The sequence below is a fragment of the Streptomyces sp. YIM 130001 genome, assembly GCF_003574445.1.
Taxonomy (GTDB): Bacteria; Actinomycetota; Actinomycetes; order Streptomycetales; family Streptomycetaceae; genus Streptomyces.
The window spans coordinates 191,790-210,834 of the sequence record NZ_KZ984554.1 but is presented as its reverse complement, the minus strand read 5'-3'; the positions used below and the strand labels follow the sequence as shown (position 1 = coordinate 210,834).

General features: G+C 72.7%; 16 protein-coding genes and 1 riboswitch. Of the genes, 10 read left to right on the top strand and 6 right to left on the bottom strand.

The genetic code is table 11. From position 1 onward, the window contains the following. Window positions 1-99 precede the first annotated feature (99 nt). Window positions 100-190: riboswitch (cobalamin riboswitch) on the top strand. Window positions 191-316: 126 nt separating this feature from the next. The 6 genes from DSC45_RS14690 (at window position 317) to DSC45_RS14665 (ending at window position 7,021) form a co-directional block, all read left to right on the top strand. Then, window positions 317-1,528, top strand: coding sequence for an SCO2321 family membrane protein (locus tag DSC45_RS14690; protein WP_119290921.1), 1,212 nt, complete (start codon window positions 317-319; stop codon window positions 1,526-1,528). A 5-nt stretch (window positions 1,529-1,533) separates the two neighbouring features. Then, window positions 1,534-2,223 (top strand): SCO2322 family protein, encoded by a 690-nt coding sequence (locus DSC45_RS14685; RefSeq protein WP_119290919.1) that lies wholly within the window; start codon window positions 1,534-1,536, stop codon window positions 2,221-2,223. Window positions 2,224-2,239: 16 nt separating this feature from the next. After that, window positions 2,240-3,481, top strand: a complete 1,242-nt coding sequence (locus DSC45_RS14680; protein WP_119290917.1) for an energy-coupling factor transporter transmembrane component T — start codon at window positions 2,240-2,242, stop codon at window positions 3,479-3,481. After that, window positions 3,478-5,220 carry an ABC transporter ATP-binding protein gene (locus tag DSC45_RS14675; RefSeq protein WP_119291253.1) on the top strand — a complete coding sequence of 581 codons (1,743 nt, stop codon included), beginning with the start codon at window positions 3,478-3,480 and terminating at the stop codon, window positions 5,218-5,220. Before DSC45_RS14680 ends, DSC45_RS14675 begins: the two co-directional genes overlap by 4 nt. Continuing rightward, on the top strand, window positions 5,217-6,134 hold the full coding sequence (locus DSC45_RS14670; RefSeq protein WP_119290915.1) for an ECF transporter S component: 918 nt from the start codon (window positions 5,217-5,219) through the stop codon (window positions 6,132-6,134). The genes DSC45_RS14675 and DSC45_RS14670 overlap by 4 nt, the downstream gene beginning before the upstream one ends. Before the next feature lie 434 nt (window positions 6,135-6,568). Continuing rightward, window positions 6,569-7,021: an aggregation-promoting factor C-terminal-like domain-containing protein gene (locus DSC45_RS14665; RefSeq protein WP_119290913.1), complete on the top strand. Its 453-nt coding sequence runs from the start codon at window positions 6,569-6,571 to the stop codon at window positions 7,019-7,021. 109 nt (window positions 7,022-7,130) lie between these two features. Here the strand turns inward: DSC45_RS14665 and DSC45_RS14660 are convergent, their stop codons facing one another. Beyond that, window positions 7,131-8,492: an alpha/beta hydrolase gene (locus DSC45_RS14660; protein ID WP_240434636.1), complete on the bottom strand. Its 1,362-nt coding sequence runs from the start codon at window positions 8,490-8,492 to the stop codon at window positions 7,131-7,133. A gap of 157 nt (window positions 8,493-8,649) precedes the next feature. Beyond that, entirely contained in the window at window positions 8,650-9,819 is a 1,170-nt protein-coding gene (locus tag DSC45_RS14655) for a steroid 3-ketoacyl-CoA thiolase (protein WP_119290911.1), read from the bottom strand. A 341-nt stretch (window positions 9,820-10,160) separates the two neighbouring features. On the opposite strand from DSC45_RS14655, the gene DSC45_RS14650 reads away from it, so the two are divergent. Both DSC45_RS14650 and DSC45_RS14645 read left to right on the top strand, forming a co-directional pair. Next, window positions 10,161-11,399, top strand: coding sequence for a cytochrome P450 (locus DSC45_RS14650; RefSeq protein WP_119291249.1), 1,239 nt, complete (start codon window positions 10,161-10,163; stop codon window positions 11,397-11,399). A 160-nt stretch (window positions 11,400-11,559) separates the two neighbouring features. Further along, entirely contained in the window at window positions 11,560-13,161 is a 1,602-nt protein-coding gene (locus tag DSC45_RS14645; protein ID WP_119291247.1) for a glycosyltransferase family 87 protein, read from the top strand. On the opposite strand, the gene DSC45_RS14640 is transcribed toward DSC45_RS14645, so the two are convergent. From DSC45_RS14640 to DSC45_RS14630, 3 genes are all read right to left on the bottom strand, one after another. Further along, on the bottom strand, window positions 13,127-15,217 hold the full coding sequence (locus DSC45_RS14640; protein WP_119291245.1) for a bifunctional glycosyltransferase 87/phosphatase PAP2 family protein: 2,091 nt from the start codon (window positions 15,215-15,217) through the stop codon (window positions 13,127-13,129). The genes DSC45_RS14645 and DSC45_RS14640 overlap by 35 nt on opposite strands. 475 nt (window positions 15,218-15,692) lie before the next feature. Then, window positions 15,693-16,766 (bottom strand): serpin family protein, encoded by a 1,074-nt coding sequence (locus DSC45_RS14635; RefSeq protein WP_119291243.1) that lies wholly within the window; start codon window positions 16,764-16,766, stop codon window positions 15,693-15,695. 304 nt (window positions 16,767-17,070) lie between these two features. Continuing rightward, complete coding sequence (locus DSC45_RS14630) at window positions 17,071-17,463, bottom strand: FHA domain-containing protein (RefSeq protein ID WP_119290909.1); 393 nt, start codon at window positions 17,461-17,463, stop codon at window positions 17,071-17,073. A 148-nt stretch (window positions 17,464-17,611) separates the two neighbouring features. On the opposite strand from DSC45_RS14630, the gene DSC45_RS14625 reads away from it, so the two are divergent. Beyond that, the gene (locus DSC45_RS14625; RefSeq protein WP_119290907.1) at window positions 17,612-18,016 is read left to right on the top strand and encodes a DnaJ family domain-containing protein; all 405 of its coding nucleotides are present in this window, start codon (window positions 17,612-17,614) and stop codon (window positions 18,014-18,016) included. Window positions 18,017-18,067: 51 nt separating this feature from the next. Continuing rightward, on the top strand, window positions 18,068-18,385 hold the full coding sequence (locus DSC45_RS14620; RefSeq protein ID WP_119290905.1) for an antibiotic biosynthesis monooxygenase family protein: 318 nt from the start codon (window positions 18,068-18,070) through the stop codon (window positions 18,383-18,385). Window positions 18,386-18,464: 79 nt separating this feature from the next. Here the strand turns inward: DSC45_RS14620 and DSC45_RS14615 are convergent, their stop codons facing one another. Further along, a complete protein-coding gene (locus DSC45_RS14615) occupies window positions 18,465-18,974 on the bottom strand; it encodes a DinB family protein (protein ID WP_119290903.1) in 510 nt (169 codons plus the stop codon). Window positions 18,975-19,045 lie beyond the last annotated feature (71 nt).

Below are 19,045 nucleotides of genomic sequence, written 5' to 3'. Positions count from 1 at the left end.
GGGCCTGCCCGGCGGGGCGCGGGGGCCGCTCGTACGGGCGAACTCGGGCGTGCTTTCGACCGCCCGGTACAGTGGCCGGGTCATCACCACACCCGCGGGGGGAAGCCGGTGCGAATCCGGCACTGACCCGCAGCCGTGAACCGTCGCTACGCGTACGTGTCGTACGTGACCGACGGTGAGTCGGAACACCTCGTCGGGCGTGCGTGGCTCCAGTCGCCGAACCCGGCGATCGGCCCCGTCGAGGTATACGGATCCGGAGCCCGGTGCCTTCGCGGGCCCGTGCGCGGTTCCCCGCAGGAGAGGCACCCGCCCGATCATGAACGCCCGCCGCAGCGCGGCCGCGCTGGCCGCCACCGCCGTCCTCACCATGGCCGCAGCCCCGCTCGCCGCAGCGGACGACGCTCCGTCGCCCGCTGCCTCCGCGAGCCTGCCGTCCGGTCTCTACGGCAAGGCCGACCCGAAGTTCGACGGGGTCTTCCGCCAGTCCTACGCCCTGCTCGCCCAGACCAGCGAAGGCTTCGAGCCCGCCGCCAAGGCCGTGGACTGGCTGACCGGCCAGCAGTGCAGCAGTGGCGGATTCGCCGCCTTCCGTGCGGACCCGTCCGAGCCCTGCGACGCCAAGACGCCGGTCGACTCCAACTCCACCGCCTCGGCCGTGCAGGCGCTCGCCACCCTCGGTGGCCAGGACAAGACGGTCGACAAGGCCGTCGCCTGGCTGAAGTCCGTACAGAACCAGGACGGCGGCTGGGGCTACAACCCGGGCCTGCCCAGCGACGCCAACTCCACCGGCATCGTCGTGGGCGCGCTCTCCGCGGCCGGTGAGAAGCCCGCCTCCTTCACCTCCCAGAAGGGCAAGTCGCCCTACGACGCACTGCCCTCGCTGACCATCCCCTGCGACAAGGACGGCGGCGGCGCCTTCGGCCTGCAGGACATGAAGAGCAAGAAGCTCGTGGCCAACGCGGACGCCACCGCGGCCGGTGTCACCGGCTCACTCGGCAAGGGACTCGTCGTCGAGGCCGGCGAGAAGCGCTCCCTGACCGCCTGCAACAAGGCCACCGACGTCAAGCAGGCCGCGGCGAACGGTTCCTCGTACCTGGCGAAGACACTGCGCAAGGACGGCCACCTCACCTCCTCGATGCCCGGTTCGAAGGATCAGCCGGACGTCGGCAACACCGCTGACGCCGTGGTCGCCCTGGCAGCCGCCGGGCTCACCGAGCAGGCCGAGAAGCCGTACACCTGGCTGGAGAAGAACGGCCCCGCCTGGGCGAAGGGGGCCGGCCCCGCCGCGTACGCGCAGCTGGTCTTCGCCGCGCACGCCACCGGCGGCAACCCGCGCGACTTCGGCGGCACGGACCTGGTCGCGGCCCTGAACGCGACCGGCCCCAAGCCCGAGAAGGCCTCCGTGGCCGGACGGTCCGAGGACGAGAAGGACGACGACGGCATGTCGATCAGCGTCTGGTGGATCGTCGGCGTGGGGCTCGTGGCGGGCGCGGGCATCGGCTTCCTCTTCAGCGGCCGGAACAAGTAGAACCTGTGACCCGCACTCGTACCCGCGCCGTCGGACTGCTCGCCGCGCTCCTCGCGGCCGGGCTGCTCGCCGTGCTCTGCGCGATGCCCGCGCAGGCCGCCGGCTACCGGTACTGGTCGTTCTGGGACCGCGGCGACGACGGCGCGTGGGCCTACGCCTCGCAGGGGCCCTCCGTCGCACAGCCCGACGACGGCGCGGTGCAGGGCTTCCGGTTCTCCGTGAGCGAGGACTCCGCGGACGCCGCGAAGCCGCGCGGAACCGCCGGCTTCGGCACGATCTGCGACGGCACCCCGGCGCAGGACGGCCGTAAACGCATCGCCCTGGTCATCGATTTCGGCACCGCGAAGGACGCCCCCGGCGGCGCGAAGCCGCCGGGCCGGCGCACCGCCTGCGCCCGGATCGCCGAGGACGGCACCTCCGCCGACGCGCTGGCCGCGGTGGCGAAGCCGCTGCGCTACGACAACAACGCCCTGCTCTGCGCGATCGCCGGCTACCCGAGGACCGGCTGCGGCGAGCAGGTCGCGGGCGAGGGCGAGGCGACCGGCTCCCCCGACGCCTCCGCTTCCGCGTCCGGCACGGAGGCGGAGGACGACGGGGGCGGCGGCGGTCCGGCCGTGGGCATCGTCGTCGGCGTGGGGGCAGTGCTGGTACTCGGCGCCGGTGCCGTCTGGCAGGCACGGCGGCGGCGCGGCTGACGGCGGGCGGCCCCGAATGACACACGACGGCGAACGCGCCGGGCACGGCACCGGAGCGCCCGGCACACGCACCGGCGACACCGCGAGGGTTCCGTCGGCGGTACTGCGCGCACCCGAGGCCCGGCGCGCGGACGCCCTGCACCCCGGCGCCTGGTGGGTGTGGGCGCTCGGGCTCGGCGCGGCCGCGTCCCGCACCAGCAATCCGCTGATGCTCGCGCTGCTCGTCGTGGTGGCCGGATATGTGGTGGCCGCGCGTCGCAGCGATGCGCCGTGGGCCCGCAGTTACGGCGCGTTCGTCAAGCTGGGCCTGCTGGTGATCGCGATCCGGCTCGGCTTCACCGTGTTCCTCGGCTCGGCGATTCCCGGCACGCACACCGTGTTCACGCTGCCCGAAGTGCCGTTGCCCGACTGGGCGCAGGGGGTGCGGATCGGTGGCCGGGTCACCGCGGAGGGACTGCTGTTCGCGTTCTACGACGGTCTGCGCCTGGCCACACTGCTGATCTGTGTGGGCGCGGCGAACGCGCTCGCCAATCCCGCCCGGCTGCTCAAGTCGCTGCCGGGTGCGCTGTACGAGGCCGGCGTGGCCGTCGTCGTGGCGATGACCTTCGCCCCGCAGCTGATCGCGGACGTGCAGCGGCTGCGGGCCGCCAGGCGGCTGCGCGGCCGGCCCGACCGTGGAGTGCGCGGCCTGGTCCAGGTCGGACTGCCCGTCCTCGAGGGCGCGTTGGAGCGGTCCGTGGCGCTGGCGGCCGCGATGGACGCCCGTGGTTACGGCCGGACGGCAGCGGTGCCGGCGCGGGTGCGCCGCACCACGGCCGTACTCACGCTCGGCGGCCTGCTCGGCGTGTGCGCCGGAAGTTACGGACTGCTCGCGGCGCAGGGCGCCGGTTTCGGGCTGCCCGTGCTCGGCGCGGGTGTCGCGGCAGCGCTCGCCGGTCTGTGGCTCGGCGGTCGGCGCAGCGTGCGCACCCGGTACCGGCCGGACCGCTGGGGTGTCCGGGCCTGGCTCGTGTCCGGTTCGGGGGTCGCCGTGGCGGGCCTGATGATCTGGGCGGCATCCGCCGATCCGGGAGCCCTCACCCCCGGTGTCGTACCGCTGGTGGCGCCGGAACTCCCGCTGTGGCCCGCGCTCGGCGTGCTGATCGGACTGCTGCCGGCGGTGGCGGCACCGGTACCGCCGCGGGCCGGTACCGCATCCGGCCGGGCCCCCGCGGCGCCGGCGACCACCGCCGCACCGAAGACGAAGGAGCTCCCGTGATCCGGTTCGAGAACGTCACGGTCACCTACGACGGCGTGGACACCCCGTCCGTGGCCGACGTCACCATGACCGTGCCGGAGGGCGAACTGGTGCTGCTCGTCGGCCCGTCGGGGGTCGGCAAATCGACCTTGCTCGGCACCGTGAGCGGTCTCGTGCCGCACTTCACCGGCGGTACCCTGCGCGGCCGGGTCACCGTCGCCGGCCGCGACACCCGTACCCACAAGCCGCGCGAACTGGCCGATGTGGTCGGCACGGTGGGCCAGGACCCGCTCTCGCACTTCGTCACCGACACCGTCGAGGACGAGCTGGCGTACGGCATGGAGTCGCTCGGTCTCGCTCCGGACGTGATGCGCCGCCGCGTGGAGGAGACCCTGGACCTGCTCGGCCTGGCCGAACTGCGGGACCGGCCGATCGCCACGCTCTCCGGAGGCCAGCAGCAGCGGGTCGCGATCGGCTCCGTGCTCACGCCGCACCCGAAGGTGCTGGTGCTCGACGAGCCGACCTCGGCGCTCGACCCGGCAGCCGCCGAGGAGGTGCTCGCGGTACTGCAGCGCCTGGTGCACGACCTGGGCACGACCGTCCTGATGGCCGAACACCGCCTGGAGCGGGTCGTGCAGTACGCCGACCAGGTCGTACTGCTGCCCGAACCCGGTGCGGCACCGGTGGTGGGAGCGCCGGCCGAGGTGATGGCCGTGTCTCCCGTGTTTCCGCCGGTGGTGGGGCTCGGACGGCTGACCGGCTGGTCGCCGCTGCCGCTGACGGTGCGCGACGCCCGGCGGCGGGCGGCGGGGCTGCGCGAGCGTCTGGCGGACGCGCCGGCGCAGGAGCCCGTGCGGGCGGCTTCCCTTCCGCCCGCGGCTCCGGCCTCCCGACGGCCGCCGAAGGCGCGGCGGTTCACCCTGCGCGGGCTCGTCACGGCCTCCGCGGCGAAGTCCCGCGCCGAGGAGCGGGCACCGGCCACCTCCGAGCCCGTGGACGGGCCGGTCGCCGTCGCCTCCTCGCTCGCCGTACGGCGCGGCCGGGTCGAGGCGCTGCGCCGGGTGGGGCTCACCGTCGAACCGGGCGAGACGATCGCCCTGATGGGCCGCAACGGCGCCGGCAAGTCCACCCTCCTCTCGGCCTTCGTGGGCCTGGTCGAACCGTCCTCCGGTTCGGTCCGGGTCGGTGGCGCCGTACCGCACCGCACCGAGCCCCGTGATCTGATCCGCCGCGTCGGCCTGGTACCGCAGGAGCCCAGGGATCTGCTGTACGCGGACACGGTGTCCGGCGAGTGCGCGGCCGCCGACCAGGACGCAGGCGCCGAACCGGGCCGCTGCCGCGCTCTGGTGTCCGAGCTGATTCCGGGCATCGCGGACGAGGTGCATCCGCGGGACCTGTCCGAGGGGCAGCGGCTGGCGCTCGCCCTGGCCGTGGTCCTCACCGCGCGGCCGCCGCTGCTGCTCCTGGACGAGCCGACACGAGGGCTCGACTACGCGGCGAAGGCCCGTCTGGTGACGGTGTTGCGCGGTCTCGCGGCCGAGGGACACGCGATCGTACTCGCCACCCACGACGTGGAGCTGGCCGCCGAACTGGCCCACCGGGTGGTGATCCTGGCCGAGGGCGAGGTGGTGGCGGACGGGCCGACGGCGGATGTCGTGGTGTCGTCGCCCGCGTTCGCCCCGCAGATCACCAAGGTGCTCGCGCCGCTGCGCTGGCTCACCCTCGGCCAGGTGCGCACGGCGCTCGGGGACGCGCGATGAAGGGTGGCGTCACGGCAACGGCGGTGCGGGCCCGGGCGGTACGCCTCGGCCCCAAGTCGGTTGCCGCGCTCGTCCTGGTGAGTGCGGTCGGCGTGGTGGGTTTCGGCTGGCCGCTGCTCGCCGACAGCGGTTCGGGGCTGACCGCGCACGCCCGGGACGCGCCGTGGCTGTTCGCCGCGCTGCTTCCGCTGCTCGTCGGCGTGGTGGCCGCGACCATCGCGGAGAGCGGGCTCGGCGCGAAGGCGGTGGCGATGCTGGGAGTGCTCGCGGCGGTCGGGGCGGCGCTGCGTCCGCTCGGCGCGGGCACGGCCGGGCTCGAGCCGATGTTCTTCCTGATGGTCCTCGCGGGGCGGGTGCTCGGGCCGGGGTTCGGGTTCGTCCTCGGATCGGTGACGATGTTCGCCTCTGCGCTGCTGACCGGGGGCGTCGGCCCGTGGATGCCGTTCCAGATGCTGTCGATGGGCTGGGTCGCGATGGGCGCCGGGCTGCTGCCGGGCCCTGAACGGCTGCGCGGCCGGGCCGAGTTGGCGCTCCTGGCCCTGTACGGGGCACTGTCCGCGCTCGCCTACGGCACGGTGATGAACCTGTACGGCTGGACGATCGTGCCGGGCCTCGGCTCCGGCGTCTCCTTCCGCCCCGGTGACCCGCTGCACGAGAACCTGGTGCGCTTCCTGGCGTACTGCATGGCCACCTCGCTCGGCTGGGACCTGGGACGGGCCGCGATCACCGTGGTCCTGACGGCTCTGGCGGGCGCGGTCGTACTCAAGGCGCTGCGCCGGGCGACGCGACGAGCCGCCTTCGAGGCGCCGGTCGCGTTCGACAGCTCCGGGCCCGACGGCCGTGCCGGGCGGAGCGGCAGTTCCGCGGCGCCCGATGGAGAGCCGTCGGGTGAAGTGCGGCACACCTCCGAGTAGATCCGCATCACGGTCGACGCCCGGCGCGGATTGATCCACGTCACATCCGGTGACCGCGGACCACGCAGGGCCGGACACGCTGCGTGAGATCCGTGGGATCCAGGAGTGAGGGCCCACACAGTACTTTCGTCCCGTCCTAGGCATCTTCGTAGACACCCTCCGCCCCTGTGCCGCCCCTCGCACACCGGGCCCTGCACGGCTCGTCCGTCTTGTGCGGACATGACCGGAGAGTCCGGATCAACCTCCGAACGTCATCGGGTGCGACCCCGACTAGTAGCAAGGGGGCATTGCGGCGCCCGATCCGTCCTGTTTCTGTGGAGGTGTCGCAGGGCGCCGCCCGGGCCGCACGGCCGGTGGCGCTCTCGCACTCCCCCACTCCTCACGAGCGGTTCCGGCGTGCCCGCGACTGTCATGTTCCCCATGGAAGGCCCTCTGTGACTGTCTCCCGCATCCGCCGTATCGCCACCCCGAAGAAGGCCCTCACCGGTGCCGCCGTCGGCCTCGCCACGGCCGGTCTGGTGACGATCGCGGCTCCCGCTCAGGCCGCGGCCCCCGCAGCCGCCCCGGCGGCCGAGAAGGCCTCGGCTCCGCAGGCGGCCACCGGCTCGGCGAAGACGATCGCGAAGAAGCTGATCCCGAACGCGAAGCAGTACCAGGCGTTCAGCAAGATCGTCGAGCACGAGAGCGGCTGGGACACCACGGCCAGCAACCCGTCCGGCGCCTACGGCCTGGTCCAGGCGCTGCCCGGCTCGAAGATGTCTTCGGCCGGCTCGGACTGGAAGACCAACCCGGCCACCCAGATCAAGTGGGGCCTGGACTACATGAACGACCGCTACGGCAGCCCGGCCGAGGCCCTGCAGTTCTGGGAGTCGAACGGCTGGTACTGAGCCGTCCCCACGCGGTGACGCTCCGAACGGGCCCACCGCACCCGCGACTTCGAGCGGCCGCCCCTTCCGGGGGCGGCCGCTCGCGCATGTGCCGGCGGACCCGGCCCACTCACTCCTGGTGCTGCAGCCGGTCGAACCACCGCACGATCTTCGGCGCTGCCGCCCGGAACGACCCGAAGTGATCGACCGGCCCCTGGTCGAGAACGGGCGCCCGCACACCGTGAGCGGCCAGGTCCTCGGCGCAGCTCTCGGCGTTGCCGATCGGCACGTCGGTGTCGGCGCCGCTCGCGTAGAGCCCGACCGGCACCTCGGGCCGCCAGTCGCAGGAGCCGTCATTGGCTCGCACCGCGTCCAGGAGCGGGCCGCGCGGCTTCTCCATCAGGGCGCGGTACTCGGGAGTGAGCAGTTCGGTCGCGTTCGCCGGCAGGGTGCCGATCACGTCCTCCTCGGTGTGCTCGGAGTCGAAGAGGCCCTCGACCTCGTGCGCGTAAGGCGCCCGGAAGGCTTCCGAGGGGTCGGCGTAGAGCGGGCGCAGGCGGTTCTGCGCCACCAGGAAGTACGAGGCGTAGAGGAGTCCGCTGGTGTCGTTGACCCGGCCGTCGAACAGCGCGGGCAGCTCCTCACCCTCGATGTCGTACGGCCCGGCGACCGGCGCGAGCCCGCGCAGCCGGAATCCGTACGACCTGCCGTCGGACAGTTCACGGCCGAGCGCCATGGCGGCCTGCCCGCCCTGCGAGAAGCCGGTGGCATAGACATCGGAGGTCAGCTGCCCGCCGAGCCGGCCGGCAGCGCTGCGTGCGGCGCGCAGCATGTCCACCGAGGCGGTCACAGTGGAGCGGGTGTCCATGTACGGGTGGGTGCCGGGACCTTCGCCGAGGCCGAGGTAGTCGGGGGCGGCGACGGCGCGGCCCGCGGAGGCGTGGAGGAAGGCGCCGGACCGCGAGGGACTGTCGGCCTCCATCGAGGGGGCGTAGTCGCGGTGCACCATCGTGCCGTGCGTGTCGGAGACCAGGGCGACCTTGCGCGGGCCGCCGGACGGGAGCGCGAACAGGCCGGTGGCCGTGGTCGGTTCACCGCCTGCGTCGACGGTGCGGTAGGTCAGGCGGTACAGCCGCACACCGAGCCGGACCGTGCTGTCATCGACCTCCACTCCGGTGAGGAAGTCCCGCACCTCGGCCGGGCTGAACCGGCCGAGCGGGGCGATCCGGACGAGCGCGCCCCGGCCGGCGTGCGGATGGGACCGGGCGCCGTCTCCGTGCACGGTCGCACCGGACCGCGTGGACCCGGCGGTTCGCGAGGACGCGTCGCCGGGTGCCGCGAGGGCGCCCGCGCCCACTGCCTCGGATGCCGCGCCGAGCGCGAGTGCGGCCGCCGCGCAGGCGGCGACCGCACCGCGGCCCATCCGTGAACCACGCCGCCCGCCCGTCGACCCGGCGTGCTCCCCAGCCGTCCTTGCGATGCTTTTCGTCATGCTGGGAGCATCGCCCGCCGTACGGGGGCGAGCCATCCGGCCCGCCCCCGGATCCGGGGGTGTTGCTGGGTGCACCCCTACGGGCACACCCGGGCCGTCGGCCGGTCCGGTCCGCGGGGACGGGCCCCCGACGGCGACGCCGCGCGGACGGCCCCGCTCAGAGCCGCTGGATGATCGTCCCGGTGGCGAGCGCACCTCCGGCGCACATCGTGATCAGGGCGAACTCCTTGTCCCTGCGCTCCAGTTCGTGGAGTGCGGTGGTGATGAGCCGGGCCCCGGTGGCGCCGACGGGGTGGCCGAGTGCGATGCCGCCGCCGTTGACGTTGACCTTCTCCAGGTCCTGCTCGAAGACCTGCGCCCAGCTCAGGACGACGGAGGCGAAGGCCTCGTTGATCTCGACGAGATCGATGTCCCGCAGCGACATGCCCGCCTTGCCGAGCACGGCCCGGGTGGCGTCCACGGGCCCGTCCAGGTGGAAGTGCGGGTCCGCGCCCACCAGGGCCTGGGCCACGATGCGGGCGCGCGGCTTGAGCTTGAGGGCGCGCGCCATCCGCTTGGAGGCCCACATGATGGCGGCCGAACCGTCCGATATCTGCGAGGAGTTGCCCGCCGTGTGCACCGCGGTCGGCATCACCGGCTTGAGCCCCCCGAGCGCCTCCATCGAGGTGTCGCGAAGCCCCTCGTCGCGGTCGACGAGCCGCCACATGCCCTGCCCGGAGGCCTGCTCCTCCTCGGTGGTCGGCACCTGGACGGCGAACGTCTCGCGCTTGAAGCGTTCCTCGGCCCAGGCGAGCGCCGCCCGCTCCTGCGAGATCAGTCCGAGCGAGTCCACGTTCTCCCGGGTCAACCCGCGGCGGCGCGCGATGCGTTCGGCCGCCTCGAACTGGTTGGGCAGGTCGACGTTCCACTCGTCGGGGAAGGGCTTGCCCGGACCGTGCTTGGATCCGCTGCCCAGCGGCACCCTCGACATGGCCTCGACGCCGCAGGAGATGCCGACGTCGATGGCGCCGGCCGCGATCATGTTGGCCACCATGTGGCTCGCCTGCTGCGACGAGCCGCACTGACAGTCCACGGTGGTCGCGGCGGTCTCGTAGGGCAGCCCCACGGTGAGCCAGGCGGTGCGCGCCGGGTTCATGGACTGCTCGCCGGCGTGTGTGACGGTGCCGCCGACGACCTGTTCGACGCAGTCGGCGTGGATTGCCGTGCGGGCGAGGAGTTCGCGGTACGTCTCGCCGAGCAGATAGGCCGGATGCAGGTTGGCGAGCGCACCTCCCCGCTTGCCGATCGGGGTGCGTACGGCTTCGACGATGACGGGTTCCGCGGCCATGAGCTCGTCCCTCCTGCGGCACCGGGCCGCACGCCGTCCCGGGCGCGCGCGCAGGGCACCTGTTCGTCAGTTGGTCGTTGCGTCCTTGCGGCACGGCGTCCCGGCGCCCCACCGACCGAACCAGCTCCAGAACCAGCCCGCGCGGGATAACTAGTACGCGTTCTAGTTCTCCCAGCAGTCTTATGAGTGCACCCCGTCCACCGCAAGGGTCTTGCACGCATCACGCATGCCCCTTCACTCGGTGTACTCAGAACCGATACGCCCGCGGCTCTTGCCACTTGTAGAACCCGTTACTACCTTGCGAGCAACTTCTGATGGACCGTCAGACGATGGAGTTGCCGATGCCCTGCCCCGCCCTGCCTGACGGCTTCGACGCCACGGACCCCGATGTGCTCCAATCCGGCGTACCCCACCCGGAGTTCGCCGAGCTCCGGCGGACCGCGCCGGTGTGGTGGTGCCCGCAGGAACGCGGCACCACCGGATTCGACGACGACGGCTACTGGGCGGTGACCCGGCACGAGGACGTCAAGTACGTGTCCACGCACCCGGAGTTGTTCTCCTCGACTCCCAACACGGCCGTGGTGCGCTTCAACGAGCACATCGGCCGGGACCAGATCGAGGTCCAGAAGCTGATCATGCTGAACATGGACCCGCCGGAGCACACCCGGGTCCGTCAGATCGTCCAGCGCGGCTTCACCCCGCGCGCGATACGCGGGCTCGAGACGACGCTGCGGGAGCGGGCCGCCCGCATCGTCGACGAGGCCGGCAAGCGGCCCGGCTCAGACTTCGACTTCGTCACCGACATCGCCGTCGAGCTTCCGCTGCAGGCGATCGCCGAGCTCATCGGCGTCCCGCAGGAGGACCGCTCGCGCATCTTCGACTGGTCGAACAAGATGGTCGCCTACGACGACCCGGAGTACGCGATCACCGAGGAGGTCGGCGCCGAGGCCGCGATGGAACTCATCGGCTACTCCATGAACATGGCGGCGGCCCGCAAGGAGTGCCCGGCCAAGGACATCGTCAGCCAGCTCGTGGCGGCCGAGGACGAAGGCAACCTGTCCACCGACGAGTTCGGCTTCTTCGTCCTGCTGCTCGCCGTCGCCGGCAACGAGACCACCCGGAACGCCATCAGCCACGGCATGTACGCCTTCCTCACCCACCCCGAGCAGTGGGAGCTCTACAAACGCGAACGGCCCGCGACGACCGCCGAGGAGATCGTCCGCTGGGCGACCCCGGTGACCGCCTTCCAGCGCACCGCCACCCAGGACACCGAGATCGGCGGCGTGACGATTCGGCAGGGCGACCGGGTCGGCATGTTCTACTCCTCCGCGAACAACGACCCCGAGGTCTTCGAGCACCCCGAGCGTTTCGACATCACCCGCGATCCCAATCCGCACATCGGATTCGGCGGCGGGGGCCCGCACTTCTGCCTCGGCAAATCGCTGGCCGTCAAGGAGATCGACCTGATCTTCAACGCGCTCGCCGACACGCTGCCCGACCTCCGTCTGGTCAGCGACCCCCGCCGACTGCGCTCGGCCTGGATCAACGGCATCAAGGAGCTCCGAGTCGCCCCCGCCTGACCTGATCACCCCTGGTCGCGGGGCCGCATGTCGAGGACAATGACACGGCGGAGCGCCGGTACGGGCGCGCCGCCGGACCCGGACTTGTCCGCCGTACGCCGACCGGAAAGCGCCACCCGTGCACTCCCCCGAGCTGTCCGTCCCGCTGCGCCCGGACGCCGTGTCGCCGGCCCCCGCCGAACCGTGGCACCTGCGGCATCGCGTCCCGCTCGTCGCCACCGTCGTGGCCCTGCCGCTCTACGCGCTGTGGGCGGCGTTCCTGGCCACCGGCGGCGGCGATCTGGCCGCGCAGCAGGCCTGGTCCGGGTTCGTCTCGCGCCACCCGGGGTCCCCGTACAACCTCTCCTGGTACGGCGGCCTGCACACCGCCAACTACAGCCTGATCTCGCCCTATTTGATGGCCGCGTTCGGGGTGGTCGCCGTGACCGCGGCGTCCGGAATCGCGGGGACATGGGCCGCGGCGGCGCTGTGCGTGCGCAGCGGACTGGCACGGCCGCTGTGGCCGGCGCTGCTCGCGGCGTTCGCCCTGTGGTGCAACGTCGTGTCGGGGCGCACCACCTTCGCGCTCGGCGCCGCCCTCGGGCTCGGCACCTGCCTGCTGCTCGTCGGCCGGCACCGGCCGTGGTGGGCGGGCCTGCTCAACGCGCTCGCCACACTGGCGAGTCCGCTCGCCGGCCTGTTCCTCGTCGTCGCCGGTGCCGGGTATCTGCTGGTACGCGACCGGGGCCGGGCCGCCGCACTGCTGCTGCCTCCGGTGCTCGTCGTCGGCGCGACCACCTTGCTGTTCCCGTTCTCGGGTGAACAGCCCATGCAGTTCGGGCGGATCTGGGCGCCCGCGCTGCTCGCCCTCGCGGTGGCGGTGCTCGCGCCCCGCGAGTGGCGGGTGCTCAGGATCGGCGCCGCGGTCTACGCCCTCGGCTGCGCGCTCACGTACCTGATCGCGTCGCCGATCGGCACCAATGTGGAACGCCTCGCCCAACTCCTCGCACCGGCGGCCCTGCTGGCGGCTCTCCTCGCCCAGGGCCTGCGGCGTGCGCGGCGGACGGCGCTGGCTCTCGCGCTGGTCCTGTCGCTCGGCTGGGTCACCGACAAGACCCTCGACGACATCGTCGTGTACACCAAGGTCCCTGCCTGGGCCCGGCACACGGACGGCGTGGTCGAGGCGCTCGACCGGCTCGACGCCGACCGCACCCGCGTCGAGGTGGTGCCCTCGCGCGACCACCGCGAGGCCGCGGTCCTCGCGCCCCATGTCACCCTCGCCCGCGGCTGGAACCGGCAGGCCGACGTCGAACGCGGCCGCCTCTTCTACGACGGATACGACGGCACCGACGTCCCTCGCGGCTCCTTCACGCCCACCGCCTACCGCGCCTGGCTCGACCGTTGGGCGGTCGGGCTCGTCGTCGTACCCGACGCCGTGCCCGACTCGCCCGCCTGGCACGAGCGGGATCTGATCCGCAGCCGGCCCGACTGGCTCGAGCCGGTGTGGAGCGACGAGCACTGGCGGATCTACCGCGTCAAGGACCCGACGCCGCTGGTCGAGGCGCCGGCGTCGGTGTCACGGTCCGACGACTCCTCGGTCGTGGTGCGCGTGCCCGAGTCCGGGTCGGCCACCGTGCGGATCGCCTATTCGCCGTGGCTGCGGGCGGACGGTGGCTGCCTGAGCCGGGACGGGGACTTCACCCGGCTCACGGTGACCGAACCCGGCACGTACCGGATCGGGTCCTCGTTCAACCCTGCCGAGGTGTCGGCTTCGCGCTGCTGAGGGCCTCGGCCTTGTCGCGGTCGTGGTCGCCGTCCGCGGCGTGCGGGACGCCCGAGGCGTCATCGCCGCCGGAAGCGTGCGAGCCGTCCGGATCGCTTGCTTCAGGTTCGGGGGGCGTCGGTGGCTTCGCGGTCCCGGGGTCCGTCTCCTGGGCCGCGCTGCTCTTCGGCCGCGGGCCGGCCAGGACGTAGACCAGGCCGAAGCCCGCTCCGACGACGGCCGCGCCGCCCACCGCGTCGAGGATCCAGTGATTGCCGGTGCCGACGATCGCGCACAGAGTGAAGGCCGGGTGCAGCAGACCGAGCAGCTTCATCCAGCCCTTCGGCGCCAGGATCGCGATGACCACCCCGCACCACAGGGACCAGCCGAAGTGCAGCGACGGCATCGCGGCGTACTGGTTGGTGACCGCGGTCAGCGTGCCGTAGTCGGGCTGGCTGAAGTCCTGGACGCCGTGCACGGTGTCGATGAACCCGAGGTCCGGCATCAGTCTGGGCGGAGCCAGCGGGTACAGCCAGAAACCGAGCAGGGCGAGAACGGTGGCGAAGCCGAGCGCACCGCGCGCCCAACGGAAGTCCACCGGGCGCCGGATGTAGAGCACGGCGAGCACCGTCAGCGGCACCACGAAGTGGAAGGACGTGTAGTAGAAGTTCAGGAACTCCTCGAGCCAGGGCAGCTTCGCGGTGGCGTGGTTCGCCCAGTGCTCGATGTCGATGAACAGGGCCTGCTCGATCGCGTGGATCTGGCTGCCGTGCTCCTCGGCGGTGGCGCGGCTGCCTGCCGCGACGAGCCGGGTCTGCTGGTAGATCGAGTACCCCACCCGGATCAGCAGCAGCTCGAGCAGCAGGTTCGGCCGGCTCAGCGCACGCTTCCAGAACGGCAGCAGCGGAACCCACTTGAAGCGCGCGGGCACCGGGGCCCCGTACTCCGTCGGCACCGGGTCGTCGAAGTGCGGCGCGGTACGCAGCACGAACGGCACCACACAGGCCGCCGCGAGCGCGGCGATCAGCAGGGCGTTGTCCCGGACCGGGTACAGGGCGGACATGTTCGGCAGCATCATCTTGGCCGGCAGGGTCATCACGATGACCACGGCGACCGGCCACACCAGGCGGTCCGAGCGGCGCTTGCCGACCCGGCCGACCACCGCGAGCAGCACCCACAGGAGCTGGTGCTGCCAGGCGGTCGGCGACACCACGGCGGACACACAGCCGGTGACGGCCACGGCGAGCAGCAGCTGGCCGTCGCGGGCGTAGCGCACGGCACGGCGCAGGCCGACGTACACGACGGCCGCGCCCAGGGCGAAGAACAGGGCCTTCTCCGCCGTGCCCTCGAGGCCGAGGCGCAGCAGTGCGCCGTGCAGCGACTGGTTCCCCACCCCGTCGGGCCGGTCGCCGAGACCGGTGCCGGCGAAGTGGTGCACCCAGAACGTCCAGGAGTCCTTGGGCATGGCGGCCCAGGCGAGCGCCGTACAGGCCGCGAAGGTCACGCCCGTGGACACGGCCGCCCGCTTGCGTCCGGTCAGCCACAGCAGGGGCGCGAAGAGCAGCACCGTGGGCTGCAGCGCCGCGGCGACTCCGATCAGCACACCGCTGGTGCGCTCTCCGCGCGCGGCCAGGCATCCGACGAGGACGAGCAGGACCGGGATGATGCTGGTCTGGCCCAGGTCAAGGGTGTTGCGCACGGGCAGCGACAGGATCAGGAGCGAGACGGCCACCGGCGCCGCGAGCAGGGCGGTGCGCCGGGAGACGGGGCTCGGCAGGGAGCGTGCGGCGACGATACCGAGCGCGACGACGAGCAGCAGCGTCCCGAACGTCCAGCCCACACCGAGCGCCTGCTCGGCGGAGCGGGTCAGTGGCCGCAGGACGAGTCCGGCCAGCGGGGTGCCGGTGAAGGTGTCCGTGTCGTAGAACGAACCCCGCACGTGCAGCACGCCGTTCTCACCGATCCATGTCTCCAGATCGGTCAGTCGCTCGCCGCGCGGTGTGGTGAGTACCGCCGCGACCTGCCGTACCGCCAGTGCAGCGGCGATCAGCCACAGCCCCACCCTGACTGCCGCCATCTTGGTGCCCGGGCTGGTGCCGAAGGCACCACCCGGTCCACCGTGCTCCGCATTCGCCACGCCTCGCGGCCCTCCGCCCGTCCCAATGTTCATCCCCGTTGTCCGACCCGGTGTGCGTCCCGGAGTCGTCCACGGATCCTATGAGGCTCGCAGCCCCCCGTCCCCAAGACGCAGGCAACCCCTGCTTCACCTGCTCGCCCGCGGCTCTTCCACCGGATGACGCCGGTGCCTGCGCACAAGGACGCGTGTTCCCGCGCAAGCGTTGCTCCGCGGCGGCGCGAGATCGGTCACATCCGGCGGCTCCACCACGAGCCGCCGCTCCGCCCCGGGCGCCTGTGCGGGCCCCGTTCCCTCTCCATCGTGCTGCGCGGCCGGCGTCTTGTCCCTGCGGGGTTTCGGCCCCCTTCGGGACGGCCAAAGCCCCCGGGAGGTCCGCGGCCGGCTCTCGGCGACGGCCGGCACCCCGCCGCGCGACTCAACCGCCGTCCGGAGCCAGCGCCTGCCAAGCCACGAAGAGCGGAACGTCGTCGACGGCGTCGGAGAGTACGACCACACCGAACGGCCGGTCGTACTCGATCCGTTCCACCCGCGCCGGCCGGTACGCGGACCCGGCGCGGGTGGGAACCGCGGTGACCGCTGCGGCTTCCACGCCCTCCTCGGCGATCCTGAGCACCGACTCCTGCACCACGTCCGATATCGCGAGCGGCTCGGGCGAGATGCCGGAGAGATCCGCGCGTCCCTGGAACGCGGTGCGGATCCCGAGAGCGCGGATCTGGCCGGCCGCCTCGATACGGGTACGCAGCGCCAGCCGGGGCAGCGCCATCACGACCTGCTCGGCATCGAGCGCCACGCGCTGCGCGTCCGGCGCCCAGGCCGCCGGCAGCACCTCGTGCGGCGGCTGTCCCGGCGGGCCGAGGATGAAGCGCACGCGCGCGGGAGCCGCGCCTCGGCAGCGCAGTTCCACGACCCGTGTCGCGCCGATGCGCCAGGCGTCGGCGAGTGGCACGGACCGGTGCATCGTCGGTACGCGACGGACCTGCCCGCGTACGTCGGTGAACGGCCGGGAGCGCGTGGACAGGCCGGTGAACGGTTCATCCCAACGGGCCTTCAGCGCCAGAGCGTTGACCAGCACCAAAAGGGTCTCCGCGGAGAGCTCCACCGGGAGGCGCTCGACGAGCCCACCCGTCGACTCCCGCACCCAGGCGTCGATCCGTGCCGGGTCGAGCGGCCCGAATCCGACGTCGGGCAGCGCCTCTCGGTACGCGCGGTACACCGGCACCGAACTCCAGACGCCGGTGGCGACCTCCAGGGCGTCGGTCGCCGCCAGCGCTCGCGCTCCTGCCGTGACGCCCTGCGCCGCCCCGTCACCGGCCACACCGAGCAACTGCTCGAACTCCGTGGCCGTTTCCCCGCCGGATCCCGCCGCGACCGCCGCGAGCGCGAGCCAGAGTCCGGCCGGCGAGCAGACGAAGTCGTCCTCCCCTTCGGCGACGCCGGGCAGCCAGCGCTCCGCGAGCGTCCGCACGGCCCCGCGCGGCCAGGTCGCCATGGCGCCGTCGTCCGGCGCTCCGCCGGACCCCGATACTCCGCCTCCGCCGCGTGCCGGTGCGGTGGTGCCGCTCGCTCCGGTCGCCTCGCGCCCCTGCTCCCTCGCCATGTCCATCCCCCGAATCCCCCGTCGTCCCTGCCGCTCCGTCGGTCCCCCGGGTGCCGTCAGCCCGGCCCTCCGTTCCGACCGCACGCCCGTACCCCCAGCAGCCCGGCCAGTATGCAAGCCGTCACTGACAATCGGCGTCGGCGCCCGCCACCGCCCGGTGGAACCGCCGGCCGGCCACACGCACGCGGCGGTCAGGTCACGCCTCGTGGTAGAAGCCCACGTTGACGGTGCGGGGCGCCGAACGGTCCTGGATGACCAGCTCGCCCGATCCACCGGCGGGCAGCCGGACCGTGCCGCCGTACTGCAGCGGGTAGGTCTGCCCGCCGGTGATCAGTCGTACCTCGGACGACGGCGCGGCCTGCGAACCCCGCACCCAGGTCACCGACCAGGCCCGGTCCGGCTCGCAGCGAAACTCCAGATGCGTACGCGAGACGAACAGCCAGTCGTCCGGCGCCGAGAGCCGGCAGACACTGCGGTCGCGGCCCACCCGGAGCACCGCTCCGGGCTCGCTGTCGTGGTCGGCCATGAGCATGCCCGCCGTGGCACCGGCGTTCACCTCCGAGACAGTGGCCATGGTGAGCTCGAGCACGTGGGCTCCTTCAAGTCACGGGTTCCGCCGACGAGTACGCGCGCGTGGACACACGCCGCCGCATGATAGTTCGACCGCACACACCGGCACAGGACGCAGCCCGACAGACCCCCGCCCGCCAGGCCGACCGCTTTGCGACAATGACCCCATGACCGAGCGGAAGCCCCCTGGAATCGACGTCGAGACCTGGGTCGACCGGCAGATCCGCGAAGCCGAGGAACGCGGCGACTTCGCGCATCTGACCGGCGCGGGCAAGCCCTTGCCCAGTCTTGACCAGCCCTACGACGAATTGTGGTGGATCAAGCAGAAGATGGCCCGCGAGGGCTACTCCCAGCTGCCGCCCACGCTGGCCCTGCGCAAGGAGGCCGAGGACACCCTCGCGGCGGTCCCGGACGCCCCCTCGGAACGCGCGGTGCGCGAGGCGATCGCCGACCTCAACGCGAAGATCTCCGCCAACCTCCGCAGGCCCCCGGCCGGCCCGCCCCTCGGCCTCACCCCGTACGACGCGGACGAGATCGTCGCCCGCTGGCACGAGTCCCGCGACGAACGCTGAAGGACCCCACCGCCCGCCCGCTCGCCCATCTCATGGGGGACGATGGGACGCATGAGCATCGTGAAGATCAACGTCCTGTCCGTCCCCGCCGAGCAGCGGGAAACTCTGGAGCAGCGCTTCGGCGCCCGCGCGGGCGCGGTGGAGAACTCGGACGGATTCGAGTGGTTCGAGCTTCTCCGCCCGGTCGAGGGCACGGACGACTACCTGGTGTACACGCGGTGGCGTGACGAGGAGTCGTTCCAGGCCTGGATGGAGGGTCCGATGAAGTCGGCCCACCAGGGCGGCGCCGACCGCCCGAAGCCCGCCGCGAGCGGATCCACGGTCTGGTCCTTCGAGGTCGCGCAGCAGGCGGCGCCGAAGGGCGCCTGACAGCTCACCGCAGGAGTCGTGTCATGTGGCCGCTGCATGGCCCCCGGTGGGGCCGCAGCGGCCGGATGACGAGCCCCGCTCAGGCGCCGACGGTTCCGTCGATTCCCTCGCGCAGGAAGTCCGCGTGGCCGTTGTGGCGGCCGTACTCCAGGAGCACGTGGACCATCACCATGCGCAGCGAGACGCGCTCGTCCCACCTCGGCTGATAGCCGGTCAGGTCCAGCGAATCCGCCTCCCGCTCGATGCGGCGCGCGTGCTCCACCTCGGCCTCCCAGGCGGCGAAGGCCTCGCCCCTCGTGGACCTGCTCGCGTCGTACGCCGCCTGGAAGTCGATCCTGTCGGACCAGACCAGGGGCACGTCGTGGTCCTCGAAGACGCGGCGGAACCAGGTCCGCTCGACCTCCGCCATGTGCCGCACAAGACCGAGCAGGGACAGCGTCGACGGCGGCATCGACTGCCGTCGCAGCTCCTCGTCGTCCAGGCCTGCGCACTTCAGGGCGAGGGTGGCCCGGTGGTAGTCGAGGAATGCGCGCAACGTCTCCCGCTCGCTGCCGCACTTGGGCGGTCCCGTGCGTTCGTCCCCGGTCACCGGCCACACTCCTTCGCTCGTCGTCCGCGCCTGCCCCGCACGCGGGCATCAGGCGCCGGAGTCTACGGCCG